Origin of the sequence: Amycolatopsis sp. NBRC 101858, from assembly GCF_030269325.1 — a bacterium.
GTDB lineage: Bacteria > Actinomycetota > Actinomycetes > Mycobacteriales > Pseudonocardiaceae > Amycolatopsis > Amycolatopsis ponsaeliensis.
This window is the reverse complement of the sequence record NZ_BSTD01000001.1, coordinates 1-25,090: the sequence shown is the minus strand read 5'-3', so window position 1 is coordinate 25,090 and position 25,090 is coordinate 1. Positions and strand designations below refer to the sequence as shown.

At 70.1% G+C, this 25,090-nt stretch carries 19 protein-coding genes and 1 rRNA gene; 5 read left to right on the top strand and 15 right to left on the bottom strand.

Annotation, left to right across the window (positions count from 1 at the left end; all coding sequences use genetic code 11):
* Positions 1 to 34: 34 nt before the first annotated feature.
* Positions 35 to 1,369 carry an LVIVD repeat-containing protein gene (locus QSK39_RS00100; protein ID WP_285475597.1) on the top strand — a complete coding sequence of 445 codons (1,335 nt, stop codon included), beginning with the start codon at positions 35 to 37 and terminating at the stop codon, positions 1,367 to 1,369.
* Between the two features lie 4 nt (positions 1,370 to 1,373).
* Here QSK39_RS00100 and QSK39_RS00095 read toward each other — a convergent pair whose 3' ends face one another.
* The 8 genes from QSK39_RS00095 to QSK39_RS00060 form a co-directional block, all read right to left on the bottom strand.
* Positions 1,374 to 1,625, bottom strand: coding sequence for a hypothetical protein (locus tag QSK39_RS00095; protein ID WP_285475596.1), 252 nt, complete (start codon positions 1,623 to 1,625; stop codon positions 1,374 to 1,376).
* A gap of 76 nt (positions 1,626 to 1,701) precedes the next feature.
* Positions 1,702 to 3,279: a glycoside hydrolase family 13 protein gene (locus QSK39_RS00090; protein WP_285475595.1), complete on the bottom strand. Its 1,578-nt coding sequence runs from the start codon at positions 3,277 to 3,279 to the stop codon at positions 1,702 to 1,704.
* 34 nt (positions 3,280 to 3,313) lie between these two features.
* On the bottom strand, positions 3,314 to 4,183 hold the full coding sequence (locus QSK39_RS00085) for a carbohydrate ABC transporter permease (RefSeq protein ID WP_285475594.1): 870 nt from the start codon (positions 4,181 to 4,183) through the stop codon (positions 3,314 to 3,316).
* The gene (locus tag QSK39_RS00080; protein ID WP_285475593.1) at positions 4,180 to 5,154 is read right to left on the bottom strand and encodes a carbohydrate ABC transporter permease; all 975 of its coding nucleotides are present in this window, start codon (positions 5,152 to 5,154) and stop codon (positions 4,180 to 4,182) included. The genes QSK39_RS00085 and QSK39_RS00080 overlap by 4 nt, the downstream gene beginning before the upstream one ends.
* Positions 5,132 to 6,508 carry an ABC transporter substrate-binding protein gene (locus QSK39_RS00075; protein WP_285475592.1) on the bottom strand — a complete coding sequence of 459 codons (1,377 nt, stop codon included), beginning with the start codon at positions 6,506 to 6,508 and terminating at the stop codon, positions 5,132 to 5,134. Before QSK39_RS00075 ends, QSK39_RS00080 begins: the two co-directional genes overlap by 23 nt.
* A gap of 387 nt (positions 6,509 to 6,895) precedes the next feature.
* Positions 6,896 to 7,903 carry a LacI family DNA-binding transcriptional regulator gene (locus tag QSK39_RS00070; RefSeq protein ID WP_285475591.1) on the bottom strand — a complete coding sequence of 336 codons (1,008 nt, stop codon included), beginning with the start codon at positions 7,901 to 7,903 and terminating at the stop codon, positions 6,896 to 6,898.
* Positions 7,904 to 7,990: 87 nt separating this feature from the next.
* On the bottom strand, positions 7,991 to 10,177 hold the full coding sequence (locus tag QSK39_RS00065) for a discoidin domain-containing protein (protein WP_285475590.1): 2,187 nt from the start codon (positions 10,175 to 10,177) through the stop codon (positions 7,991 to 7,993).
* Between the two features lie 6 nt (positions 10,178 to 10,183).
* On the bottom strand, positions 10,184 to 12,469 hold the full coding sequence (locus tag QSK39_RS00060) for a discoidin domain-containing protein (protein WP_285475589.1): 2,286 nt from the start codon (positions 12,467 to 12,469) through the stop codon (positions 10,184 to 10,186).
* A gap of 199 nt (positions 12,470 to 12,668) precedes the next feature.
* Here QSK39_RS00060 and QSK39_RS00055 point away from each other — a divergent pair, with 199 nt between their 5' ends.
* Positions 12,669 to 13,451, top strand: a complete 783-nt coding sequence (locus QSK39_RS00055) for a class I SAM-dependent methyltransferase (RefSeq protein WP_285475588.1) — start codon at positions 12,669 to 12,671, stop codon at positions 13,449 to 13,451.
* A complete protein-coding gene (locus tag QSK39_RS00050; RefSeq protein WP_285475587.1) occupies positions 13,448 to 14,371 on the top strand; it encodes an alpha/beta hydrolase fold domain-containing protein in 924 nt (307 codons plus the stop codon). The genes QSK39_RS00055 and QSK39_RS00050 overlap by 4 nt, the downstream gene beginning before the upstream one ends.
* Here the strand turns inward: QSK39_RS00050 and QSK39_RS00045 are convergent.
* The 5 genes from QSK39_RS00045 to QSK39_RS00025 form a co-directional block, all read right to left on the bottom strand.
* On the bottom strand, positions 14,357 to 16,102 hold the full coding sequence (locus QSK39_RS00045) for a choline/carnitine O-acyltransferase (protein WP_285475586.1): 1,746 nt from the start codon (positions 16,100 to 16,102) through the stop codon (positions 14,357 to 14,359). The genes QSK39_RS00050 and QSK39_RS00045 overlap by 15 nt on opposite strands.
* On the bottom strand, positions 16,099 to 16,926 hold the full coding sequence (locus tag QSK39_RS00040) for a class I SAM-dependent methyltransferase (protein ID WP_285475585.1): 828 nt from the start codon (positions 16,924 to 16,926) through the stop codon (positions 16,099 to 16,101). Before QSK39_RS00040 ends, QSK39_RS00045 begins: the two co-directional genes overlap by 4 nt.
* A 17-nt stretch (positions 16,927 to 16,943) precedes the next feature.
* Positions 16,944 to 17,801 (bottom strand): HalD/BesD family halogenase, encoded by an 858-nt coding sequence (locus QSK39_RS00035; RefSeq protein ID WP_285475584.1) that lies wholly within the window; start codon positions 17,799 to 17,801, stop codon positions 16,944 to 16,946.
* An 87-nt stretch (positions 17,802 to 17,888) separates the two neighbouring features.
* The gene (locus QSK39_RS00030) at positions 17,889 to 18,344 is read right to left on the bottom strand and encodes a DUF4232 domain-containing protein (protein ID WP_285475583.1); all 456 of its coding nucleotides are present in this window, start codon (positions 18,342 to 18,344) and stop codon (positions 17,889 to 17,891) included.
* A 127-nt stretch (positions 18,345 to 18,471) separates the two neighbouring features.
* The gene (locus QSK39_RS00025) at positions 18,472 to 21,069 is read right to left on the bottom strand and encodes a bifunctional FO biosynthesis protein CofGH (RefSeq protein ID WP_285475582.1); all 2,598 of its coding nucleotides are present in this window, start codon (positions 21,067 to 21,069) and stop codon (positions 18,472 to 18,474) included.
* 153 nt (positions 21,070 to 21,222) lie between these two features.
* Here QSK39_RS00025 and QSK39_RS00020 point away from each other — a divergent pair, with 153 nt between their 5' ends.
* Entirely contained in the window at positions 21,223 to 22,779 is a 1,557-nt protein-coding gene (locus QSK39_RS00020; protein ID WP_285475581.1) for an IS1634 family transposase, read from the top strand.
* Here QSK39_RS00020 and QSK39_RS00015 read toward each other — a convergent pair.
* Positions 22,764 to 23,522, bottom strand: a complete 759-nt coding sequence (locus tag QSK39_RS00015; protein WP_285475580.1) for an SDR family oxidoreductase — start codon at positions 23,520 to 23,522, stop codon at positions 22,764 to 22,766. The two genes, QSK39_RS00020 and QSK39_RS00015, sit on opposite strands and share 16 nt — an antisense overlap.
* Positions 23,519 to 24,307 carry an alpha/beta fold hydrolase gene (locus QSK39_RS00010; RefSeq protein ID WP_285475579.1) on the bottom strand — a complete coding sequence of 263 codons (789 nt, stop codon included), beginning with the start codon at positions 24,305 to 24,307 and terminating at the stop codon, positions 23,519 to 23,521. Before QSK39_RS00010 ends, QSK39_RS00015 begins: the two co-directional genes overlap by 4 nt.
* A gap of 458 nt (positions 24,308 to 24,765) precedes the next feature.
* Here QSK39_RS00010 and QSK39_RS00005 point away from each other — a divergent pair.
* Positions 24,766 to 25,090, top strand: a 16S ribosomal RNA gene (locus QSK39_RS00005); the annotation flags it as partial.

The following is a 25,090-nucleotide window of genomic DNA, read 5'->3' as shown; positions in this document are numbered from 1 at the left end:
CGTTCCCCGGGGATCACGCGTTCTGGGAGGTTTCGTGCGCACCTGGCTCCGGTCGTGCTTCGCCGCCGTCACCGTCAGCGCCACGCTGGTCGCGACCGGGCTCCCGGCCGCCGCCTGCGGCGAAGACGACAAACCCGCTGCTCCGGCCGCCCGCACCCTCGGCGATCCGGGGGCGATCAAGAACGTCAAGGCCGTCGGCAACGTGCCCGACGCCGCCGGCGCCATCTCGGTGAACTTCCTCGACTACGGCCGCCGCGACGTCATGGTCGTGTCCGGCGAGTTCGGGCTGAAGGTCTACGACCTGACGAAGAACCCGGCCGCGCCGAAGCTGGTCGGCCAGGTCAGCCTGCCGGGCCTGTGGGAGACCGAGGACACCGAGGTCGACCAGGACCGCAAGCTGGTGTTCCTCTCCCGCGACCCGCGTGCGTACGGCGGCACGACGCACACCGGCGAGTCCGGCATCTACGTCGTCGACGTCTCGAAGCCCGAGGCCCCGGCGATCCTCAGCTACACGAAGGTGCCGGCCGGGCACACGACCAGCTGCGTCGCCGGCTGCCGCTACCTGTGGACCGGCGGCCCGGCGAAGGCCGACGACCAGCCTGCCGACTGGGGCGGGCGGCCGATCTGGGTCACCGACATCCGCGACCCGCGGCACCCGAAGGTGAACCCGCAGCCGATCGAGCTGGCCCGCAACGACGGCAAGACCGACTACGTGCACGACGTCCAGGTGGACGACAACGGCGTGGCCTGGGTGTCCGGGCGCGGCGGCGTGCGCGGCTACTGGACGGACGGGATCCACCGCGACCCGGTGTCCGGGAAGATCCGCCGCGCGACGGCCCACGAGCCGATCCCGTACGCCGGCGGCGGCATCGCCGAGACGGCGGCGCCCTCGCGGTTCATGCACAACAGCTTCCACCCGGCCGGCCACCGCATCGGCGACGGCGCCTGGCGCGGCCAGGACCTGATCTACGCGACGGAGGAGAACTTCGTCGACGGCTGCGCGGGCGACGGCGTCCTGACGATTTCCTCGCTGAAGGGCTCTTACCACGGCGAAGGCTGGCGTTCGACGCCTTCGCAGCCCTTCCGCCTGGAGAGCGTCGGCACGTGGGGCGTCAACGGCCAAGAGGGCAGCGACCCGGCGTCGGACGACTGCTCGGCGCACTACTTCGACGTCCGCGGCAAGATCCTGGTGCAGTCGTTCTACGCGCAGGGCACGCGGTTCCTCGACGTGAGCGACCCGACGAACCCCCGCCAGATCGCGTACTACCGCCCGGGCGACGCGAGCGCGTGGGCGCCGTACTGGCACGGCAAGTACGTGTACGTGGCCGACAACGCCCGCGGCATCGACATCCTGCAGCTCACGAAGTAGCGGCTCAGCCGGCCGGGCACCGGAAGCGCAGGCGCCCGGCCGCGCTGAGGTCCGCGAAGACCCCGCCGTTGCGCTCGATCACGCGGCGCGAGGCGTGGTTGTCCGGGGCCCGCCCGAGGAACCGCGCTCCGGTGACCCACCAGTGGACGCGGTGCGTCGGCGCGGAGGCTTCGCCAGTCCAGCGCCGGAACGCCGCCGGGTCGGGCGAGGACGTCCGGCCGGAGTTCGGACACTCCTCGACCATCGCGAACGACATCCTGCAGCTCACGAAGTAGCGCTTGATCCACCGGAGGCCGCCGCCGGGTTCGCCCGGTGACGGCCTCCGGTGCGTTCTAGCCGCGCAGCCAGACCGCCGTGTCCGTCGGCAGGGCGTCCGTGACCGAGCCGCTCGCCAGCAGGACCTCACCGGAGGGCACCGGCACCGGAGCGTCGGAGAAGTTCAGCGCGAACGTGAACCCGGAACCGATCCGGAACGCCAGAACCCCGTCGCCGAGGGAGAGCCACTCCAGTTCGCCCGTGGGCAGGTCCCGCCGCAGCCGCAGGCCGTCGCGGTAGAGCGACAGCATCGACGACGGGTCCGCCGCCTCCGCTTCCGCCGTGTAGGCCTTCCACTCCTCGGGCTGCGGCAGCCACGCGTCGCCGGCGCCGAAGCCGAACGGCGGCTCGTCACCCGACCAGGGGATCGGCACCCGGCAGCCGTCGCGGCCGGGGTCGGCGCCGTTCGTGCGGGCCCACACCGGGTCCTGGCGCAGCTCGTCCGCGATGTCCAGGACCTCCCACAGTCCCAGCTCTTCGCCCTGGTAGACGTACAGACCGCCGGGCAGCGCCAACGTCAGCAGCGCCGCCGCGCGGGCTCGCCGGGTGCCCAGCTCCCGGTCCACCGGCAGCTCGTGCAGCCGGTTCGCGAAGCTGAACCCCGTGTCGCCCTGCCGGCCGTAGCGCGTGACGTGCCGCGTCACGTCGTGGTTCGACAGCACCCACGCGGCCGGCGCGCCGACCTCGTCGTGCGCCCGCAGCGTCCGGGTGATGACGTCCCGGAAGCGCGAAGCCTCCCAAGGGCAGACCAGGAAGTCGAAGTTGAACGCCGAGTGCAGCTCGTCGCGGCGCAGGTAGCGCGCCGCGCGGGACATGTCCGGCAGCCACATCTCGCCGACCAGCACGCGCTCGCCCGCGTAGCTGTCGGCGATCTTGCGCCACGACCGGTAGATCTCGTGCAGGCCCTCCATGTCGGAGAACGGCGTCTCGTCGCCCTCGTCGACGTCGGGCAGCCGCGGGTCCTTGACGAGCCCGTCGGCGACGTCGATGCGGAAGCCGTCCACCCCGCGGTCGAACCAGAACCGCAGCACGTCCTCGAACTCCGTGCGGATCTCCGGGTTGTCCCAGTTGAAGTCGGGCTGGCGCGAGCTGTAGAGGTGCAGGTACCACTCGCCGTCCGCCACGCGCGTCCACGCGGACCCGCCGAAGCGCGACTTCCAGTTGTTCGGCGGCTCGGCGCCGTCCGGGCCACGGCCGGGGCGGAACCAGAACCGTTGCCGCTCCGGCGATCCCGGGCCGGCTTCGAGCGCGGCCTGGAACCACCGGTGCTCGTCGGAGCAGTGGTTGGGCACGATGTCGATGATCACCCGGATGCCGCGCGCGTGCGCCTCGGCGATCAGGTCCTCCGCCTCGGCGAGCGTGCCGAAGAGCGGCTCGATGTCGCGGAAGTCGGCGACGTCGTAGCCGCCGTCGTCCATCGGTGACGGGTACCACGGGGTGAACCAGATCGCGTCGATCCCCAGGTCGGCCAGGTGGTCCAGCCGGGCGCGGACGCCGGCGAGGTCGCCGACGCCGTCGCCGTTGCCGTCCGCGAAGCTGCGGATGTAGACCTGGTAGATCGCCGCGCTCCGCCACCAGCCGGTCTTGTCGGTCACGAAAGTGCCCTCCTAGTCGTCGTGAAAACCCGGCTCAGCCCTTGATGCTGCCGGCGGTCAGCCCGGCGAGGATCTGCCGCTGGAAGGCCAGGAACAGCGCCACCATCGGCAGGCTGGCCAGCACCATCCCGGCGACGAGCACGTTGAGCGGCATGTCGATCGCCACCCGCTGCAGCATCACCGAGAGCGTCTGCTTTTCGGTGTCCGGGAACACCAGCAGCGGCCAGATGAAGTCCTTCCACGCGGTGACCACCGCGAGGATCGACACCACGGCCAGGATCGGCCGCGAGATCGGCAGGATGATCCGCCAGAGCGTGCGCACCGGCCCGGCGCCGTCGATGCGCGCCGCCTCGATCAGCTCGTCGGGGATCTGGTCGAAGAACCGCTTCAGCAGGTAGATGTTGAACGCGTTCGCCGCCGCCGGGAGCCAGACCGCGGTCGGCGAGTTGATCAGGTTGAGGTGCAGCAGCGGCAGGTCCGTCACCGTCACGTACGTCGGGACGAGCAGGGCCGTGGCCGGCAGCATCAGCGTCGCCAGCATGAGCCCGAGCACGACGTTGCCGAACTTCGGGCGCAGCTTCGACAGCGCGAACGCGGCCGGGACGTCGATGGCCAGCTGGAACAGCCACGCCCCGCCCGCGACGACGAGCGTGTTGAGGAAGTACTTGCCCAGGCTCAGCTGGTTCCAGGCGTCGGCGAAAGTCTCCGGATGCCACTCGTGCGGGACGAGCGTCGCCGGTGTCTGCGCCAGCTCCTGCGGCGACTTCATCGCGCCGGTGACGACCCAGTACAGCGGGAACATGAACGCCAGCAGGAACACCGCGAGCGTGCACGCGAAGACGACGCCGTAGACGACCTTGCCGCGCGGGCTGCGCAGCGCGCCGGGGGAGACGAGGGTCCTCATGACTGGTCCGCCTTCCGCGTCAGCCGGACGTACCACGCCGAGAACACGCCCAGCGCCACGAACAGCAGCAGGCTCATCGCGCTCGCCGAGCCGAAGTCGTTGTAGACGAAGGCGTAGCGGTAGAGCAGGAGCAGCACGGTGACCGTCGAGTCGTCCGGGCCGCCGCCGGTCATCACGTACGGCTCGGTGAACACCTGCATCGTCGCGACGATCTGCAGCAGCAGGAGCACCAGCAGCACGAACCGCGTCTGCGGGAACGTCACGTGCCGCAGCCGTTTCCACAACCCGGCGCCGTCGAGCTCGGCGGCTTCGTACAGCTCGCCGGGGATCGTGCCGAGCGCGGCCAGGTAGATGAGCGTGGTGCTGCCCATGTTGGCCCACGTCGAGACGAACACCAGCGACAGCATCGCCGTGCTGCTCGAGTCGAGCCACTGGCCGCCGGGCAGGCCGACCGCGCCGAGCGCGGAGTTGAACAGGCCGGGACCCGGGTCGTAGAACCACTTCCACATCAGCGCCGTCACGACCGGCGGCAGCATCACCGGCAGGTAGACCGCGAGCCGGAAGAACGCCTTCGCGTGCCGGATCTCGTTGAGCAGCACCGCGGTGAGGAACGGGACGGCGAAGCCGAAGACCAGCGCCAGCCCGGTGAACAGCAGCGTGTTGCGCCACGCGACGCCGAACAGCGGGTCGGCGAAGAGCCGGCTGAAGTTGTCGAACCCGACCCACGTCGGCGCGTTGACGAAGTCGACCTGCTGGAAGCTCAGCAGCACGCCGCGCACGATCGGGTACCAGGAGAACATCGCGAACACCAGGAGTGCGGCGCAGAGCAGGCCGTACGCGGTGAGGTTCTCCTTGAGCTTGCGCTTGAGCCGGGTCCGGCGGCGTTCCTCGGGGGAGGCGACCGGCCGCCTGGCCCGCGACGAAGACGTCGCGGGCCAGGCGAGAAGGCTACTTGACCTGGGCGAGGACACTGTTGACCTTCGACGAAGCCGACGACAGCTGCTGGTCGATGTTCGCGTTCTGGTCCGTGAGCACCGCCTGCATGACGCTGTCGAGCGCGGCGTAGATCTGCTGCGCGTTCGGCGGCTCGATGCTGCCCTTGATCTTGCTGGTCGTGTCCACGTAGGACTGGTAGTTCTTCGCGGGGACGTTGGCGAACTTGGCCTTCAGGGCCAGCTGCTGCTCGCGGACCGAGCCCGTCCAGACGTCCGGGGTCGGCTCGGCGGGCAGGCCGACCGGCTGCTTGCCGTCGACGTACTGCTGGATGTGCTTCTCGAACCGGTCCGGGTTGAGGTACTTCCACTGGATCCACTCGAGGCCGGCCTTGACCTTGTCCGGCGAGGCCTTCGGGTTGATCATGTAGCCCTCGCCGCCGAGCAGCGTGCCCTGGCCGCCGGGCATGCCGGCGATGCCGTAGTCCTCGTACTTGCCGTTGAACTGCTTGACCAGCACGGGAACGTTGTCCGGGGCGGCCATGTACATGCCGAGCTGGCCGGCGCCCATCATGCGCTGCACGTCCGTGGCTTCGAGGAGCTGCTTGGCGCCCATCGAGTTGTCGGTCCAGCGCATGTCGTGCAGGTACTGGAGGGCCTGCTTGCCCTTTTCGTTGTCGAAGTCGGCAACCCACTTGTCGCCGTCCTTGCGGGCGATGTCGCCGCCCATCGAGTACATCCAGCCGGTCATGTGCCAGCCGCCCTGGTTGTTCTTGCTGTAGTCGGCGTACCCGACGACGCCGTTGCCCAGCGCGGCGATCTTCTTCGCGTCTTCGCGGACCTCGTCCCAGGTGGTCGGCGGCTTGTCGGGGTCGAGCCCGGCCCGCTGGAACAGCGGGCGGCTGTAGACCAGGCCCATCGTGTAGTTCATCGTCGGCAGGCCGTAGAGCTTGCCGTTCGCGTCACGGAAGTTGTCGAGGAGTTCCGGCTTGATGTCGTTGATGTGCGGAACGCTCTTCGCGGCTTCCGTGATATCGGCGGCTTGACGGCGCGCGATGATCTGCGCGGGGTCGGTGAAGTAGACGTAGTAGACGTCCTCGAGCTGCCCTCCGGCGAGCTTCGCGGAGAAGGTCTTCGGGTCCATGAACCCCTCGTGGGGCTCGATCTGGATGTTCGGGTGGGAAGCCTCGAACTCCTTGACGTCGGCGTCGAAGACACCGCGCTCGAACGGCTGGCTGGTCGGCGGCTGCCCGGTGACCGTGATCTTGACCTTGCCCCCCGCGGTCTCCGTGCCGGAGTCGCTACCGCAGGCGGCCACCCCCAGTGCGAGGCCACCTGCGGCCAGCATGCAGAAGATCCGGCGGGGCACGGTTCGGGACCAGGGACTGCTCATCTCAAGCCTCTTCTCGGGTCGCGACGGCTGTCACGTGATTGCGGTCACTCTAAAGTGTGAGAGCAGATCGACGCAATAAGGCGACGAGAAGTTGCAAGTTACGAACAGGCCGCAAGCGGCTGGTACCCGGACGGTCGGCTCACGTACCTGGAGGGTCGGCTCGCGTACTTGGAGGGTCGGCTCGCGTGCCTGGATGGACGACACGTGTGCGTGGACGGACGACACGCGTGATCAGGAAGTCGACACGGCCTCCAGTTGTGTCGTCTGCCTGGGTACGCGGGCCGACCGCCTGGGTACGTGAGCCGACTGGCTGGGTACGTGAGCCGACTGGCTGGGTACGCGAAAGAGCGCGACGGCCGGCAGGCCGTCGCGCTCTGGAGGTGTGGGCTAAGCCGTGCGGCGGGCCGTGGAGCCCCGCACCACCAGCTCCGGTGCGAACAGCAGCTCCTCCGCCGCCACCTCGCCCCCGTTGATCCGCTTCACCAGCAGTTCCACCACCGCTCGCCCCATCGCCTCGATCGGCTGGCGAGTCGTCGTCAAAGGCGGGTCGGTGCAGTTCATCAACGCCGAGTCGTCGTAGCCGACCACCGAAATGTCCTCCGGCACCGACAACCCCTGCCGGCGCGCCGCGCGGACCGCTCCCAGCGCCAGCAGGTCGCTCGCGCACAGCACCGCCGTCGCGCCTCGGGGGTACAGGCGAGCCGCCGCCGCGTGGCCGCCCTCGATCGAGAACATTCCGTGCTCCACCAGCTCGTCCAGCACCGGCAGCCCGAGCTTCGCCGCGTACGACTGGAACGCCGCCAGCTTGCGCTGCGAAGGCACGTGGTCCGACGGCCCCAGGACCAGCCCGATCTTCTCGTGCCCCAGAGAACTCAGGTGCCCGACGACCTGCTCGACGGCCACCGCGTCGTCGCACGACACCTGGGGGAGCCCGAGGTGGTCGACCGCCGCGTTGATCAGTACCGTCGGGAGCCGGCGCTCGACCAGGTGGTGGTAGTGCGTGTGCACCGCGTCCGCCTGGGCGAACAGCCCGCCGGCGAACACCACGCCCGACACCTGCTGCTGCAGGAGCAGCTCGACGTACTCCGCCTCCGACACCCCGCCCGCGGTCCGCGTGCACAGCACAGGCGTGAAACCCTGCTGCGCGAGGGCGTTGCCCATGATCTCGGCCAGCGCGGGGAAGATGGGGTTCTGCAGCTCCGGCAGCACCAGCCCGACCAGGCGGGCCCGTTCGCCGCGCAGCTGGGTGGGGCGTTCGTAGCCCATCACGTCCAGCGCGGTGAGCACGGCGGCCCGGGTGCTGGCGGACACCCCGGAGCGGCCGTTGAGCACCCGGCTGACCGTGGCTTCGCTGACCCCGACCTGGCGGGCGACTTCGGCAAGACGACGCGTCATGAGTGAAACTTTACAGCAACCGGGCGCAAAAGCATGACAAGCCCGTACCGGTCCCGGGGACCGGTACGGGCTTGCCGGACGTCCGGGCTACGAAGCCGCCACTTCGAACTCGGACACCTGACCGGCGGGCCAGCCGGTGTTGCCGGTGAACGTCAGCCGGACGAACCGCTGGGACGTCGCCGTGAAGGACGCCGACGCCGTGTTGCCGGAAGCCGGGTCGAACGCGTAGCCGCGCGAACCCACCAGCGTCGTGTACGAGCCGCCGTCCGTGCTGCCGGAGATCGTCACCGTCTGCGTCCGCGCGCCCCACGCCGACGACGGCGGCAGCCGCAGCGTCACCTTGTTGATCGACGCCGCCGCGCCCAGGTCCACCGTCAGCGTCTGCGGGAACGCGTTGTTCGCGCTCTCCCAGTACGTGTCGGCGTTGCCGTCCACGGCGTTCGAGGGCGGGAAGCCACCGACGGACGCCGACGCGCTGACCGGCTTGCCGCGAGCGATGTTCGTGCCCGACTGCGGCGGCTGCTGCGGCCCCGAGTTCGGCGCGGGCCACGTCGAGCAGTCACTCCACGTCCCGGTCCACCCGCTGTTGCCGGACCCGCCGAACGTCATGCGCGGGATCGACGCCGGGTACGGGCAGTTGTACGTCCCGGTGACGCCGACGCCGGACGCCGACAGGTTGCTGATCGACACCGACCCCTGCGTCTGCGACTGCGCCACGAACGTCCCGACGCCCTGCACCGAGACGCCGTCGATCGTGATGCCCTGGATCTGCTTGCCCTGCCCGTTGCCGTCGATGAACTGGATCGCCTCGTACGGGCTCTGGATCGCGGTGAACCCGGTGACGCGGATCGTGACGCCGGTGATCGCCTGGTCGCGCGCGTCGAACCACAGCGCGCCGACGCCGAACTGCCAGTTCGGGTCGAGCGCCCCGGCCCGCAGTGCGGTGTTGTTCGACAGCGTCACCGTGCCGCCCAGCGGTACCGAGTTGAACCGGTTCGCCACCAGGTACCCGCCGCCGAGGGCGTTGGTGTCCTGCACCAGGTTGCCGCTGACGGTGTTGTTCGACCCGCCGTAGAGCGCGATCCCGTTGGCCAGGTTCGGCTGCACGACCGTGTTGTTGACCAGCGAGTTGCCCGAGTCGGCCTGGCCGTTCGACCAGAGCGCGAGGCCGTCGTCGCCGTTGTTGCGCAGGTAGTTGTTGCGCAACGTCGAGTTCGTGACGGCGCCGTCGAAGTTCACGCCGTCGGCCTGCGTGTCGAGGATGCGGTTGTTCTCGATGGTGAGGTTCGACGACGCGCCGTTCATCAGCCACAGCCCGCACTTCGTGTTCTGGATCCACAGGCCGCTCACGACCGAGCCGTTCCCGAGCACGCCGTGGAACGCGTTGTCCGGGCTGCCGTCGTTGCGTTCGGTGACGTCGCCGAACACCGCGAAGTCGTACAGCTTGATGTTCCCGGACGCGCTGCCGTTGTTGAAGATGTTGTTGCCGTGCAACACGGTGTACCACTGACCCGCGCCGCGGACGGTCGTCTGGTCGATCTGCAGCGCGGACCCGATCTCGAACCGGCCGGACGGCACCCAGACCTCGCGACCCTGCGAGCGCGCCGCCGACAGCGCGTTGCGGAACGCCTGCGAGTCGTCCGACGAGTCGTTCGCCGTGGCGCCGTAGTAGGTCACCGAAAGCGAGTTGGCCGGCTGCGAACCCGCGCCGCCGACCTGCTCGAAGTCGGCCAGGTCGATGGTCGCCTGCCCGACGTCACCGGAGTCCGCCGCGACGCGGACCTTCGTGCCCTGCGCCGCGTTCTGGCCGAAGAGCAGCCGGGCGTCGTCGAAGAAGTGGTGCGTCTTCGAGCCCGTGATGAACCCGGTGTCCACATAGGAATACCGCGACGTCACCGAGAGCCCGCTGCCGAGCTTGGTCCCGTTGACGTACACCGAAAGCCGGCCGGACGACCCGTCGGGGACGTTGTAGTGGACGTTGATCGCGTTGGCCGCCGCGGGCAGCGTGAACTCGACGTACTGGCCGGTGCCGATCCGCACGGCCTGCCGCCCGGATGCTTCCGAGGCGATGCTGGCCTGCGTGTAGTCGGGACCGACGGCCGAGCCGTTCGTGGCCGAGCACTCGGCCTCGACCGTCCGGAACGGCACGCTCGCGCCGCCGGACGCCGTCGTCGGGCAGGTGGCCGCGGCGGCCGGAGCGCCGCCGGAGAGCACGACCAGACCGGACGCCGCGAGTGCGGCGGCGAGCAAAGCCGGGATGCGGGACATCGTCATCACCTCTCAGGATGCGTAGGCTTCGAGTTCGGACAGCTGCCCGGCGGGCCAGCCGGTGTTGCCGGTGAAGGTCAGCCGCAGCGTGCGGGCCGACGTCGCCGGGAAGGTGATGGTCGCCGTGTTGCCGGACGCCGGGTTGAACGTGTAGCCCGCGGCGGCTTCGACGCCGTCGACCGAGATCGTCTGGGTGCGCGTGCCCCACGCCGAGGACGGCGGCAGCTTCAGCACCAGCCGCGACACCGAGACCGTGGCGCCGAAGTCGACGGTCAGCGACTGCGGGAACGCGTTGTTCGCGCTCTCCCAGTACGAGTTCGCGTCGCCGTCGACCGCGTTCGAAGGCGGGAAGCCGCCCTGCGAACCGGACGCCGTGACGCTCTTGTGCAGCGCCAGGTTCCCGGTCGGCTGGGTCGTGGTGGTCGTGGTCGGCGGCGTGGTGGGCGTGGTCGTCGTCGTGCCGCCGTTGTCCGAGCCGTAGACCGGCGTCGGCCACGAGCCGCAGAACGTCGTCGACCAGCCCGAGTTGCCACCCTGGTCGGCCAGGCCGGCCATCGCGTCCGAACCCATGCAGTTGTAGACGCCGGCCCGCCCGACCCCGGTCGCGACGACGTTCTTCACCGAGCCCGAAGGCTTGGCCTGGATCTGCCAGGCGAACGTGCCGGCCCCGGTGATCCGGACGTTGGTGAAGTGCACGTCCGTCGTGGCGCTGTCGATGAACTGGATGGCCTCGTAGTTGTTGTCCTGCAGGTCGAGGTCGGTGACGTCGACGCGGCCGGTGATCGCCGAGTCGCGGCCGTCGAACCACAGGGCACCGACGCCGAACTGCCAGTTCGAGTCGAGGACGCCGGTGCGGATCGCGGTGTTGCGCGCGACGGTCGTCGTGCCCGACAGCGGCACCGCGCTGAACCGGTTGGCGATGTGGATGCCGCCGCCCTGGTCCTGGTTGTCGGCCACGACGTTGTCGGACACGGTGTTGTCGTGCCCGCCGTAGATCGCGATGTTGTTCGCGAGGATCGGCAGCAGCACGGTGTTGAAGGAGAACGTGTTGTGGTGGTCGGCGTCGTGCTCGGACCACATGGCCAGGCCGTCGTCACCGGTGTTGCGCAGGAAGTTGTTCGTCACGGTGACGTTGCTGATGCCCTGGTGCAGGTTCAGCCCGTCGGCGGTCTGGTCGAGGATCCGGTTACCGGACACGGTGAGCCCGTCGAACGGCCCGTCGAGCCACAGCCCGACCTTCGTGTGCTGCAGCCACAGGTTCTGCACGACCGAGCCGCCGCCCAGCGCGCCGCCGATGGCGTTGGACTGGTCGCAGTCGACGCGGGCGTCGACCTGGCCGATGATCGCGAAGTCGTACAGCTTGACCGCGCTGCTCGTGCCCGGGACCGCGCCGTTGCCGGGGTAGGTCGACGTGCCGCAGCTCGCCGGTTCACCCTTGCCGAAGATCCCGGCACGCGGCCCGGTCAGCACCGAGTACCACGGCCCGGCGCCGCGGATCGTCACCTGGTCGACGGTGATGTGGTGGCCGAGGGTGAAGGTCCCGGAGGGGATCCAGACCTCCTTGCCCTGGCTGCGGGCCGCCGCGACGGCCGAGTCGAACGCCGCAGCGTCGTCGCTCGTGTCGCCCGCGGTGGCGCCGTAGTCGGTGACGGACACCGAGTTCGCCGGCCGCGTGGCCGCCGCGCCGACCTGTTCGAAGTCCGCGAGGTCGATCGTCGCCGGGGTCACGTCGCCCGCGTCGACCTGCAGCTTGATCTTGGTGCCGGCCGGGTACGACGTGCCGAGCAGCGCACGCGTCTCGTCGTAGAAGTGGTGCGCGTGGCCGTCGCCCGGGTTGTTGGTGAACGGGTACGAGCCGTAGTACCAGGCCCACTTCGAGGTCAGCGCGATGTCCCGGTTGTGGGTGCCGCCGACGTAGAGCGAGATCGTCCCGTTCACGGAATCCGGGAGGCTGTAGCGGAAGTCGATCGAGTTCGCCGGGGCGGTGAGCGTGAATTCGACGTACTTGCCCTGGCCGGACAGCGTCACGGCCTTGCGGCCGGACGCCTCGCCGGCGAGCGTGCCCGCGTTGCGGTCCGGGCCGATGACCGTGCCGTTGGTCGCCGCGGTCTCCGCTTCCTGTTCGAGGAAGGGGACGCTCGCGCCGCGGCCGGCCGCGAGGGCCGAGCCGCCGGCGGGGACCCCGGCGATGGTCAGGCCGGCCGCGGCGGTCACGGCGGCGGCGAGAGCGGCGAATCTCTTGGCCCGGAGGCGATCCGGGGCTTTTTCGGGCGCGCTGAAGACAGGGCTGGGAGACATGGGCGGCACTGGCCTTTCCGCAGCAGGTGGGGGACCTCTGTGACCCGGATCATACGAATCTCGGACAAGAAATCGCAATAGTCGGACGACCTTACGCAACTTTGCGACAGGAATTGACGACTGCGCCGGATGCCCGACGTTCGCTTACGCCCGGCGGAGCAACGCCCTCGCGGACCGGGAGCGCTGATAGTTTTCAGTCATGAGCCAGCGACGTGCGGACGGCAGCGCCGGGGACGCGGATTACGGCGCGATCGGCGGGGTCTACACCGACTACCGCAAGCCGGACCCCCGCATCGGCCAGTACATCCTCGACGCGCTGGGGGATGCGCGGACCGTGCTCAACGTCGGTGCGGGCGCCGGCGCCTACGAACCCGAAGACCGGGAAGTGACCGCGGTCGAGCCGTCCGCGTCGATGCGCGCGCAGCGCCCGGCGGACCTGCCGCCGGCGGTCGACGCCGTGGCCGAGAAGCTCCCCTTCGCGGACCGGTCGTTCGAAGGCGCGATGAGCACGTTCAGCGTCCACCAGTGGAACGACCTGTGGACCGGGCTGAAGGAGCTGCGCCGGGTCACCCGCGGCCCGGTCGCCATCCTCACCTGCGACCCGGCCCTGCTGCGGCGGTTCTGGCTGCTCGACTACGCACCCGAGGTGATCGAGACCGAGGCGCGGCGCTACCCGTCGGTCGACGACATCGCCGACGGCCTCGGCGGTCACACGTCGATCGTCCCGGTGCCCATCCCGATCGACTGCACGGACGGCTTCAACGAGGCCTACTACGCGCGCCCGGAACGCCTGCTCGACCCGGGCGCGCGGCTGTCGTGCTCGGCGTGGAGCTTCGTCGACGACCGCGTGCACCACCGCTTCGCCGCCGAGCTGCAGCACGACCTCGACGACGGCACGTGGGAACGCCGCTACGGCCGCCTGCGCGAGCAGCAGACGTTCGAGGGTTCGCTGGTCCTCGTCGTCTCGGACCCCACGGAATGACGCCGCCGCCCTTCGACCCGGAGCTGGCGCCGGTCGTCGAAACCCTGCGCGCCCTCCGCCCGCCGCTGGCTTCCCTTGAGGACATCCCCGGCCGCCGCGAGCTGAACGCCGCCGAGCACCGGACCCTCGAAGAGCTGGCCGCCGCGTACCCGGCGTACCAGGTCACCGAGGAGTACGCGGGGGACGTTCCGTTGCTGGTCATGACGCCGGCGTCGAGCGCGGGCGTCCTGTACTACGTCCACGGCGGCGGCACGATCGTCGGCAGCCACCTCGGCCAGGACGTGCCGAACCTGCTGGACTGGGCGGGCGGGACGGACCTGACGATCGTCTCGCCGGGCTACCGGCTCGCACCCGAGCACCCGTACCCGGTGCCGGTCGAGGACTGCTACGCCGGTCTCTTGTGGACGGTCGAGCACCGCGCCGGGCCGATCGTGGTGGGCGGCATCAGCGCGGGTGGCGGGCTCGCGGCGGCGACGGCGCTGCTCGCCCGCGACCGCGGCGGACCGGAGCTCGCCGGGCAGCTGCTGATCTGCCCGATGCTCGACGACCGCAACGACACGCCCTCGGCCGTCGACCTCGACGGCCACGGCCTCTGGGACCGCACGGCCAACAACGTCGGCTGGACGGCCTACCTGGGTGATCGCCGGGGCACGGACGACGTCCCGGCGTACGCCGCGGCGGCCCGCGCCGAAGACCTTTCCGGCCTGCCGCCGGCGTTCCTGGACGTCGGCACGGCGGAGACGTTCCGCGACGAGGTCGTCGCCTACGCGAGCCGGATCTGGCAGGCGGGCGGCGAGGCCGAGCTGCACGTCTGGCCCGGCGGCTTCCACGGCTTCGACTCGCTGGCGCCGCAAGCGCAGGTCAGCCGGGCCGCACGAGCCGCCCGGCTGACCTGGTTGCGGCAGCTACTCGGCCAATAGCTCCTGCAGTTCCCGCACCGCGACAGCCAGCTCGTCGGCGAAGCGGTACATCTCGGCCGAGACGTGCTTCGGCGTGCTTAGGTAGATGTTCCAGCGGTCGGGCAGCAGCACGTACGCGATGCCGATGCACTGCGGGCTCGTCGAGCCGAACCCGAAGTACCGGATGTTGACCGACGGCGCCGAGCTGGTGCTCAGGTAGTCGTCACGCATCTTCAGCCAGCCCGGCGAGCTGTACAGCGCCGGCGTCCCGGTGTCGCCCCGGCGCTTCCCGATCAGCTGCAGCTCCCAGAGGTGCTGCTCCGGCGCGTCCCCGGCCTGGCACTCCTTCGCCCGCGAGACGTGCTTCGCCGCGGCCGTCCGGAACGCTTCGCGCTTGTCGTCGGCCGTCGCGTTCGCGTCGGTCAGGACGTCGGCGAAGCGCACGACCTCCGGCGTCACGACGCGCATGGCCTCGGTGCGGCCGTTGCGGAACTGCCGGGTGGCGATCGACTCGTACGTCGCGCCGGTCAGGCCCTTCGCCCGGCGGTGCGCCAGCTGGTACGCCATCTGCGCGAAGGCGTCCGGCGACATCTTGAGCTCCTTCGCCCGGTTCGCGCCGAAGTCGAACGACACGGTCTGCGTCGCCGTCGCGTCCGCGTACGCCCGGAAGGCCGCTCCGGCCGCACGGGCGTCTTCGCGCAGGGCGTCGGTCAGCGTGAACTCGACGACCTCGTGGCCGGGGCTTCCCGAAGCCGGCTCCCGGGGCTCCCGCGTGCCGCTCAGCAGCGCGTCGGTGAAGCCGAGGATCGTGGTGCCGTCGAGTTCGCAGTGCTCGACGTTGATCCCCGCGGTGCCGTCCTCGAACACGATCAGCGACACGGCCTTGTCGTACCAGCGGTTGTCGCCGTACAGCAGCCGGTCACTCGCTTCCAGGGCGTCGGACGGCGTGAAGTCGTCCAGGCACAGGCAGAACAACGCCGTCTCGATGGTCTCGAGCGCTTCGGCGTTGCCGGCTTCGAGCAGGGCCTTGCGGCTGACCGCCCACTCCGCGCGGGCCTTGGTGGTGAAGTGCCCGGCCGGGACGTCGGCGACGTGGTCGTCCTTGAGGATCGCGCGCAGGCCGTCGGCGATCTGCTCCGCCGTGTGGGGCCGGCCGTCGGCGGCGATGACGTCCATCCGGAAGGGCGTGTCGCGGTGGAACACGACGATGTGCCGCTCGGGCGACGGGAACCGCGTGCGCGCGGTGTCCAGCAGCTCACCCGGGATGCGCGTCGCCGAGAACAGGTACTGGTGCTGCACCATCGACTGCGGCCCGCCGCGCACCAGCACCGGCGGCACCAGTTCGTCGTCGAGCTTCAGCTTGTAGTCCACGGCGGCCGCGGTCAGCTCGGCCGCGCGCTCCACCTGGCCCAGCGGGGAGTCCTGGAACAGGAAGAAGAAGTTGGCGTTGAGCGCGATCCGGTCGCGGCGGCCGAGGTAGCGGTACGGCCAGAAGGTGTCCAGCCAGCTGTGCACCCCCGGCGACCGGTCGTACTCCTCCAGCGCGGCCTGCAGCCCGTGGGCCGGGCTGCCGGGCGCGAGGAAGTCTTCGACCGCCGCTTCGGTCTCCGCCAGCTCGTCCGGCGTCAGCAGCGGGCCGCACCACTCCAGGAAGCGGCGGCCGCTGTCGGCGAGGGTCGGCACGGGGACGCGGGGAAGCCGGTCCTCGTTGCCGAACGTGCGGGTGGACCATTCCGGACTGCTCACGATCATCCTTCTCGCTGTGAGGTGGCCAGCGTGGCCGCGAGTCCCGCGGCCGCGCCTTCAGGACGGGAAACATACAGCTGCGCGTACAGCCAGCCGTCGGATTCCACGCCGGCCGGGTCGACCCCGGCGGCGTCGAGGGCGTCGAGGATCTGCGTCCGCTCTTCCGCGGAGGCGAACCGCCGCTGCCGGAACACGCCCGGTACCTGCGCGGTCTCGTACCCCAGCCCGGCCAGGCTGTCGGCGACCGGCTCGTAGGAGAACATCCGCAGCACGAAGTGCGCCATCCACGGCCGCGAGCCGCGCGCGATCCGGGTGATCGTCTTCTCGGTGACGTAACCGACGCAACCGGTCGAGATCACGAGGTCGACGTCGTCGAGCAGCTTCCGCTGGGTGCCGTCCGGGTCGTCGTTCTCGAAGTCCGCGTGGATCGCCTCGTCGAGGAAGCCGGCGGAAAGCGCGTACTCGAGCGCGGGTGCCGCCGCGTCGAGGCCGAAGAACTTCGCGCCGCCCGTGCCGGTGACGCGGGCCCGGTCGGCCTCGATCAGCTCCGCGTGGCTCAGCGCCCGCACGTCCGGGGCGGTGTAGTGCGCGTAGAGGTCGTCCATCGTGGCGTCGCAGCGCCGGAGCGCGGCGTTGACCCCGTACGAGCAGCCGACGTCGAGCACCGTCGGGGACTCGGCCGGGTGCTCGCCGATCAGCTTCTCGAAGTACGGCTTCGCCAGTTGCGGAATCCGGTAGTCCACGCGCTGCAACGTTCCGAAGAACGGACGGGGGTCGGGCGCGGTGTAGATGTGGTCGAACGAGATCTTGCCGGTCGAGTCGAAAGGCACGGGCCAGGCTCCTAGATCTAGTCGAGAAGGGCGTCGCCCCGCACGGCGTGACCGGCCAGGTGTTCGGGCAGGACCCGGCCGAAGAGCTGCCTGGTCCGCTCCGGGCTGCCGATGACGCCGGGGCGCTCGCTGTAGGCGAAGATCGCGGAGTGCCGGGCGATCTTCCCCTCCACCCTAGTGACCCGGTGCAAGGCGAAGCGGCCCTTGAAGAGCTGCAGATCACCCGGACGGAGGCCGAGCCGCTGGACCGAACGGGTGCTTTCCCCGGACAGCACCGCACGGACGTCGGCGAAGTTTTCGGCCTCGGCGGAGCGGATGTTCGGGCAGTACTCGAAGGTCCCGCCGGCGTCCGCGGCCTGCGTCAGCATGCTGACGGTGTAGGAGTTCGTGTCGAAGTGCCACGGGTGCGCGCGGCCGGGCGCGATCACGTTGAGCGTCAGCCCGGACAGCGGGTCGGCGAGCTCGTGCAGCTGCGGCAGCCCGAAGCAGTCGGCGATGAACCGCTGGAACACCGGGCTGGTGTAGAGCCGGCCGATGAGCGCGCCCGCCGGGATGTGGTCGCGGGCGACGAAGGCGTTGCCGCGCTCCATGATCGTCCGGCCGGGGTGGTCTTCCGGCAGCGGTGCGTCGATCGCGGTGTTGTAGGCGTTGACCTGTTCGATCTTCGTGTACGCGTGCGGCTCGAGCGCGGCGCACTCGGCGCGCAGCACCTCCTGCAGCTCGGGCCGGACGAAGTCGGCGAGGACGCTGCAGCCGACGTCGGCCAGGTCCGCGCGGGTGCGCTCGACGGTTTCCCGCCAGGCGGCACTTCCCGGATCGGTGAGCGGGTAGCGGTCGGTGTCGACCATTTCCAGTGGCGCCACGGAGGTGCTCATCGCGGTCCCTTCCCGCCGGTGAAGGACCAGAGTTAGCACAGAATCCGGCTGGTCAACCGTCGGTTTGTGAGCGGTGACACAGGGTCGTCAGTGGCCGATCGCGGTCGCCCACGCGCTGAGCTTGACGGTGTCCGTGGTGCCGAGGTCGGTCTCCAGCGGCTGCCGCTGCGCGGGTTCCCCGGGGATCGGGACCACCGAGACGGCCGCACCGGTGTGCTTGTCGCCGCTGGTGACGGTGGCCGACCACGCGAGCACCGACAGGACCTTGTCGCCCGGCTTCAGGGTCAGGTCCTGCGGGCCCGGGTCCGGGGCGAAGTAGGACGTCTCGTGCAGGACCTTGACGTCGAGCGGCGTCCCGTCACCGGCGAGGACCTCGACGTCCGGGTAGCCGGTGACCTTGCGCGGCACGCTGTCCAGGTTGGTCAGCGTCAGCACGCTCGCGCGGTGCCCGAGGCCGGCTTCGACCTGGCCGACCGAAAGCGACAGTCCACTCGACGGCGGCGGCGCGTACGTCGGGCTCGGCGTCGTCGTGGGTGTGGGCACGGGCGGCGGAGGCGGCGTAGTGCCGCAACCCGCGAGAAGCGCGACGAAGAGAAGTGGTGTGAAGCGGAAAACCCCCATGATCCGGAAGAGTAGCGGGCGCCCGGAGCCTGGGCGCCCGCTACCGCTCTTACGGCGTGAGCAACGGCAGCAGCGGCTTGCGCACGGCCGTCGCGACGCCGTCGGACGCCTCCGCCGCGGCGATCCGCTCCGCCGACGGCCGGCCGTAGCCCGTCGTCCGCTGCACCAGCGGCCGGCCCAGTGGCTCGACCATCTCGCGCATGTCGCTGATCGTCTTGTACGACCCGTTCGACGCGCCGGCCATCCGGCTGATCGTCTCCTCCATCAGCGTGCCGCCGATGTCGTTGACGCCGCCCTGCAGCACCGCGCGGCTGCCCTCGGTGCCGAGCTTCACCCAGGAGCTCTGGATGTTGTCGATCATCCCGTGCAGCAGCAGCCGGGCCAGCGCGTGCACCGCCCGGTTCTCGTTCTGCGTCGCGCCCGGGCGGGCGAGCCCGGCGAGGTAGATCGGCGAGCTCTGGTGGATGAACGGCAGCAGCACGAACTCGCTGAACCCGCGCTTGCCGTGCTTCTCCAGGCCGTCGCGCTGCAGCTTCGCGAGCAGCTTGAGGTGCGCGACCCAGTGCGCGGGCGTGTCGACGTGGCCGTACATCATCGTGGACGTCGTCGGCAGCCCGACCTCGTGCGCGGTGGTGACCACCTTGATCCACTCGGACGTCGGCAGCTTGCCCTTGGTGAGCACCCAGCGGACGTCGTCGTCGAGGATCTCCGCGGCCGTGCCCGGCAGCGAGTCCACGCCGGACTCCTTCGCCGCGATCAGCCAGTCCCGCAGCGAAAGGTTGGTCCGCGACGCGCCGTTGACGACCTCCATCGGGCTGTAGCTGTGCAGGTGGATGTCCGGCTGACGGCGCTTGACCTCGGCCGCGAGGTCGAAGTACGCGGTGCCCGGCAGGTCCGGGTGGATGCCGCCCTGCATGCAGATCTCGGTCGCGCCGGCGGCCCACGCCTCGTCGACGCGGTCGCCGACCTGCTCCAGCGAGAGCGTGTACGCGTCGGCGTCGGTGCGACGCTGCGCGAAGGCGCAGAAGCGGCAACCCGTGTAGCAGACGTTGGTGAAGTTGATGTTCCGCGTGACGACGAAGGTGACGTCGTCGCCGACCGTCTCGCGCCGCAGGTCGTCGGCGAGCTTGGTGAAGGCGTCCAGCTCCTTGCCCTCGGCGGAGAGCAACGCGAGCGCGGCGTCGTCGGACAGTCCGGCCGGGTCCTTTTCCGCACTGCGCAAGGCTTCCAGGACGGTGGAGTCGAACTTCTGCGGCCCGGTCTTGATCCGGTCGCCGATCTCCTTCCAGTCCCCGTACACCGAGTCGAAGTCACTCCGGCGGTCCTCGGTCCGGCCGGTGGTGTCGATCTCGGTGTGCAGGTCGGTGCGCCCGGACTGCTGCCAGCCGCCGTCCGGCTCCTGCCACGGGATGCCGACCGGCATCGCACCCTCGCGCGCCATCCCGGTCGCCGGGTCGACGAGCGCGGCGACGTGCCGGGTGATCCGCGGGTCCAGCCACGGCTCGCCCGCGTTGACGTACTCGGGGTAGATCGTGAGCCGTTCCTTGAGCTCGAACCCGGCCTTCTCGGTGCGCCGGGCGAGCTCGTCGATCTGCGGCCACGCGCGTTCCGGGTTGACGTGGTCCGGGGTCAGCGGCGAGACGCCGCCCCAGTCGTCGATCCCGGCGCGGATCATCAGGTCGTACTGGTTGCCGATCAGGTTCGGCGGCGCCTGGATGCGCATCTTCGGGCCGAGCACGAGCCGCGCCACGGCGATGTTCGCGGCCAGCTCTTCGAGGTCGGCGTCCGGCGTCGCGCGCATCTTCGTGTCCGGCTTGGCCCGGAAGTTCTGCACGATGACTTCCTGGATGCCGCCGTAGGTCTTGGCGACCTTGCGGATCTCGAACAGCGCGTCCGCGCGCTCCTCGAACGTCTCGCCGATGCCGATCAGCACCCCGGTGGTGAAGGGGACGCTGCTGCGCCCGGCGTCTTCCAGTACCCGGAGCCGTACCGCGGGATCCTTGTCGGGTGACCCGTAGTGCGGGCCGCCCTTCTCGCTCCACAGCCGGGTCGCCGTGGTCTCCAGCATCATCCCCATCGACGGCGCGACCGGCTTGAGCCGCTGGAAGTCCTGCCAGGACAGCACGCCGGGGTTGAGGTGCGGCAGCAGGCCGGTCTCCTCCAGCACCCGGATCGCCATGGCGCGGACGTAGGAGAGCGTGTCGTCGTAGCCGTGCGCGTCCAGCCAGTCGCGGGCGGCCTTCCAGCGGTCCTCGGGCCGGTCGCCGAGGGTGAAGAGGGCTTCCTTGCAGCCCATCTCCGCACCCTTGCGGGCGATGTCGAGGACCTCGTCGGGCGAGAGGAACGGCGATTCCAGCCGGCCCGGCACCGTGACGAAGGTGCAGTAGCCGCAGCGGTCGCGGCAGAGCCGGGTCAGCGGGATGAACACCTTGCGGCTGTAGGTGATGATGCCGGCGCGGCCGGCCTCGGCCAGGCCCGCGTCGCGGATGCGCGAGGCGTACTCGGAAAGCTGGGTGAGGTTGTCCCCGCGGGCGTGCAGCAGGACGCTCGCTTCGGCTACGTCCAGTGTCTTCCCGTCACGCGCCCGGGCGAGCGCACGGCGCATCGCGGAGGCGGTCGGGGCGGTGGCGTCGGGTTCGGGTCCCATTCCACCCACGCTAGGACCGTCCTCGCGGGACCAGCCAGTGTGTGTTCCGCACCCGACTCACCCGATCGGTGCGCGTGATCGTCGTCGCAGGTCAGGGCGCTCGGCCGGTTGTCGATCAGCTTCCGGCCGTGTATTACCTAAAGGGTGGCATCGGTGGTCGGGAAGAAGATCGGCGGACGGACGTACTACTACCTCGCGGAGTCCGGGAGGGTCGACGGCAAGCCGCGGGTGGTGACCCAGCGTTATCTCGGGACGGCCGAGGAGATCGCCCGCGCCGTCCCGGGCGGCGAGCCCGCGTCGGCTTCGTACCGGACGTACGGCGACGTCGCCGCGGTGTGGGCGACGCTCTCGCGCCTCGACTTCGTCCGGCGCGTCGACGACGTCGCCGGCCCTCAGCGCGCGAAGCCCTCGCTGGGCCTGACGCTGGCGATCGCCGTGCTGCACCGGGCGACCGCGCCGTCGGCGCCCATCGATGAGTGGTGGGCCTCGGGGGCGGCGGCCGATCTCGTGCGGCCCCGGGTGTCCACAGTGGAGGGAACCTGGCGGGCGCTGGAAAGGCTTACCCCGGAACGCATCACGCGCATCGAGGACACCGTCGCCTCCGCCGTGCTGGAGCTGGTGGACGACCACGCGGCGCTCGCCGTCGACGTCCCCCAGTTCGCCGCGTTCGCCCCGGCCGACTGCACGCTGCCCTCGGCGTGCCGGGGCGTCCTCGCCGGCGCCGGCCTGCGGGTGACTCGCGACGGCGCGATCCCGCTGGCGTCGCGCGTGTACCGGCGCGACGACGGCACGGCGCCGACGTTCGCCTCGCTGACCGCGGAGCTGGGCCCCGCGACGCTCGTCTTCCACTCCGGCCAGGCGGCCCAGCTCGACCTGGGTTCACGCAGCGGGTTCGTCGGCTCGCTGCCGCTGACCGATCACCCCGGGTTGCTGACCCAGCCCGCGTCGGCGCGCAAGCGCGTCGACCCCGAGCGGTTCGCCGGCCTCACCGCGCTGGACACGCACGCGGTCGTCGACGGCGTCCGGCGGCGGGTGATCCTCACGCATTCGGCGACGCTGCACGCGGCGCAGTCCCGCGCGTTCGCCGACGAGCTGGCCACCGCGACCCGCGAGCTGGACGGCCTGGCCGAGGCACTGGCCGCGGGCACCCACCGCGGCGACCGCGCCCAAGTCCACGCCGAACTCGGCCGGGTCACGCGCGGCCGGCGCATCGAACGCGTGCTCACCGCCGTGCTGAGCGGGAACCGGCCCGGGGAGATCCGCCTGGAACGCCGGATCGACACCCCCGCGCTGGCCCGGCTGGACGAGGAGTTCTTCGGCAAGCAGGTGCTGGTCACCGACCGGGACTGGCCGATCGGGGACGTCGTCACGGCCTACCGGGCCCGCACGCACCTGGAGTCGACGTTCCGCTGGCTCACCGGCCCCGCCGTCACCGGGCCGACCCCGCGCTGGGAGTGGACGCGCCAGCGGATCGCCGCCCACGGGCTCGTCTCGGTGCTCGCCGCGACCGTCACGCACCTGATGCGCCGCGAAGCCGACCGGGCCGGGATGAACCTGTCCGTGCGCGAGCTGCTCGACCAGCTGGCCGGCATCGGCGAGCTGGTGCTGCGCTACCCGTCCACCGGCGGGCGGCCCCGGACCGGACGCCTGCCGACCGAGCGGGACCCGGCCCAGCAGGCGTTGGCAGACCTGTTTCAGCTCTCCCGGTAGATCTGGAGCGCCGAGAAGCTCTGGACCACCGGCATCAGCTCGATGACGTTGATGTTCACGTGCTTCGGCTGGCTCGCGGCCCAGTGGACGGACTCGGCGATGTCGTCGGCCGTCAGCGGGGTGGTGCCCTGGTAGACCTTGTCCGCCTTGTCCTGGTCGCCGTCGAAGCGGACCTTCGAGAAGTCCGTGCCGCCCACCATGCCGGGCTCGACGTTCGTCACGCGGACGCCGGTGCCGTGCAGGTCGCTGCGCAGGTTGAGGCTGAACTGGTGGACGAACGCCTTGGTCGCGCCGTAGACGTTGCCGCCGGGGTAGGGGTAGGTGCCGGCGATCGAGCCGATGTTGATGACGTGGCCGCGGCCGCGGCCGACCATGCCGGGCAGCAGCGCGCGCGTGACGTGCGCGAGGCCGCGGACGTTGGTCGCGATCATCTCGTCCCAGTCCTGCAGGTCCGCCTTGTGCGCGGGCTCGAGGCCCTTGGCCAGGCCGGCGTTGTTGACCAGGACGTCGACCTCCTGCCACTCCGCGGGAAGGCCGTCGATCGTCGTTTTGACCGCTTCGGGGTCGCCGACGTCGAGGGTCACGGGGAGGACGGCGTCGCCGAGTTCCCCGGCGAGCTTCTCGAGCTTGTCCGCACTGCGGGCGACCGCGATGACGCGGGCGCCTTCGGCGACGAACCGGCGGGCGATGGCTTCACCGAAGCCGGCGCTGGCGCCGGTCACGAACACGGTCTGCTGGGTCATGGCTTGGCTCCGCTGCTGGTCAGGAAGGTGCTGAGTGCCTCGTTGAACTCCATCTCGCGCTCCAGGTTAGGCAAGTGGCCCGCGCCTTCGACGACCACCAGGGTCGAATCCTCGATCTTTTGGTGGATGAGCTCGGCGTCGGCGACCGGGGTGAACTCGTCCTCGCTGCCGACGACCACCAGGGTGGGGACGGCGATGCGCTTCAGGCCCTCGGTGTAGTCGGGGCGCTCGGCGCGTCCTCTCAGTGCGGCCGCGGCTCCTTCTCTCGGAGCGGTGCGCATCATCTTCAGGACGTGCGCTTCGACGTCCGGCCTGGTCGCGCGGGTGCTTCTCGAGATCATCTTGGGGAGGAGTTCGTCCGCGTAGGCGTGCATGCCCTCTTCGGTGATCCTCGCGGCGGTGTCGATGCGGCCTTGCTTCGCCTCCGGGGTGTCGAGACCGGGGAAGGTGTCGGCCAGGAGGAGGGCGCTCACGCGTTCCGGGTGGTCGTTCATCAGCTGCATGACGATCTGGCCGCCCATGGAGAGGCCGCCGAGGACGAACCTTTGCAGGCCGAGGTCGTCGGCCAGCCCGACGAGGTCGTTCGCGAAGACGCCGAGGGTGGTCTTGGTGCCTTCTCCCGGGGACTGCCCGTAGCCGCGGAGGTCGGGGGTCACGACGCGGTGGCCGCGCCCGGCCAGGTACTCCGCCTGGGGACGCCACATCGAGCGGTCGAACGGGTGGCCGTGGACGAGGAGGACCGGCCGGCCGTGCTCCGGGCCGAAGTCGTCGTACGCGAGGGTCATGCGGCCGACGCTAGGCGGAGCTTTGACGCGGTGCAATACGGTGCAATGTACTCGGAGCAATGTTCTTTCCCGGCTCTTTCTCTGGCGCTCCGGGGCCGGCGGGTGCACACTGGGCCTCAGGCGGGCTTCGTCATGGGGTCTGACCTGCGCTGATCTTGTTAAGGGACCCCCCTGTTTTCGGGGGTTTCGGGGCATGTAAAGTTCTCCAAGTCGCCAGGGAAACCGGGCGGCGGGGACACGAACCAAGCTCTCGCTTAAGGCGATTGAGTGGGTGTTCCACCAAAAACTGCTAGGAATACTCGCTTCGAGTAAGGCCGCTTGACGGCGGTGCGACTCGGGGTGTGTTGCTTGAGAACTCAACAGTGTGCTAGTGAACTAAGCCAGTAGAGCTTATGTATTGAACCTCGTATGAGGTTCCTTTGAGAGCAAGAAAATTGCCTCGATTGAATTCGAAGACATTGTTGGAGAGTTTGATCCTGGCTCAGGACGAACGCTGGCGGCGTGCTTAACACATGCAAGTCGAACGCTGAACCACTTTCGGGTGGGGATGAGTGGCGAACGGGTGAGTAACACGTGGGTAATCTGCCCTGCACTCTGGGATAAGCCTTGGAAACGAGGTCTAATACCGGATATCACCTCCTACCGCATGGTGGGTGGTTGAAAGTTCTGGCGGTGCAGGATGAACCCGCGGCCTATCAGCTTGTTGGTGGGGTAATGGCCTACCAAGGCGACGACGGGTAGCCGGCCTGAGAGGGTGACCGGCCACACTGGGACTGAGACACG

Excerpts from the sequence above, each read along its gene's own strand:
- QSK39_RS00010 (WP_285475579.1), bottom strand. The coding sequence starts at position 24,307 with ATGACCCTCGCGTACGACGACTTCGGCCCGGAGCACGGCCGGCCGGTC.
- QSK39_RS00060 (WP_285475589.1), bottom strand. The coding sequence starts at position 12,469 with ATGTCTCCCAGCCCTGTCTTCAGCGCGCCCGAAAAAGCCCCGGATCGC.
- QSK39_RS00070 (WP_285475591.1), bottom strand. The coding sequence starts at position 7,903 with ATGACGCGTCGTCTTGCCGAAGTCGCCCGCCAGGTCGGGGTCAGCGAA.
- QSK39_RS00095 (WP_285475596.1), bottom strand. The coding sequence starts at position 1,625 with ATGTCGTTCGCGATGGTCGAGGAGTGTCCGAACTCCGGCCGGACGTCC.
- QSK39_RS00025 (WP_285475582.1), bottom strand. The coding sequence starts at position 21,069 with ATGGGACCCGAACCCGACGCCACCGCCCCGACCGCCTCCGCGATGCGC.
- QSK39_RS00015 (WP_285475580.1), bottom strand. The coding sequence starts at position 23,522 with ATGACCCAGCAGACCGTGTTCGTGACCGGCGCCAGCGCCGGCTTCGGT.
- QSK39_RS00085 (WP_285475594.1), bottom strand. The coding sequence starts at position 4,183 with ATGAGGACCCTCGTCTCCCCCGGCGCGCTGCGCAGCCCGCGCGGCAAG.
- QSK39_RS00050 (WP_285475587.1), top strand. The coding sequence starts at position 13,448 with ATGACGCCGCCGCCCTTCGACCCGGAGCTGGCGCCGGTCGTCGAAACC.
- QSK39_RS00045 (WP_285475586.1), bottom strand. The coding sequence starts at position 16,102 with ATGATCGTGAGCAGTCCGGAATGGTCCACCCGCACGTTCGGCAACGAG.
- QSK39_RS00055 (WP_285475588.1), top strand. The coding sequence starts at position 12,669 with ATGAGCCAGCGACGTGCGGACGGCAGCGCCGGGGACGCGGATTACGGC.
- QSK39_RS00035 (WP_285475584.1), bottom strand. The coding sequence starts at position 17,801 with ATGAGCACCTCCGTGGCGCCACTGGAAATGGTCGACACCGACCGCTAC.
- QSK39_RS00065 (WP_285475590.1), bottom strand. The coding sequence starts at position 10,177 with ATGACGATGTCCCGCATCCCGGCTTTGCTCGCCGCCGCACTCGCGGCG.
- QSK39_RS00075 (WP_285475592.1), bottom strand. The coding sequence starts at position 6,508 with ATGAGCAGTCCCTGGTCCCGAACCGTGCCCCGCCGGATCTTCTGCATG.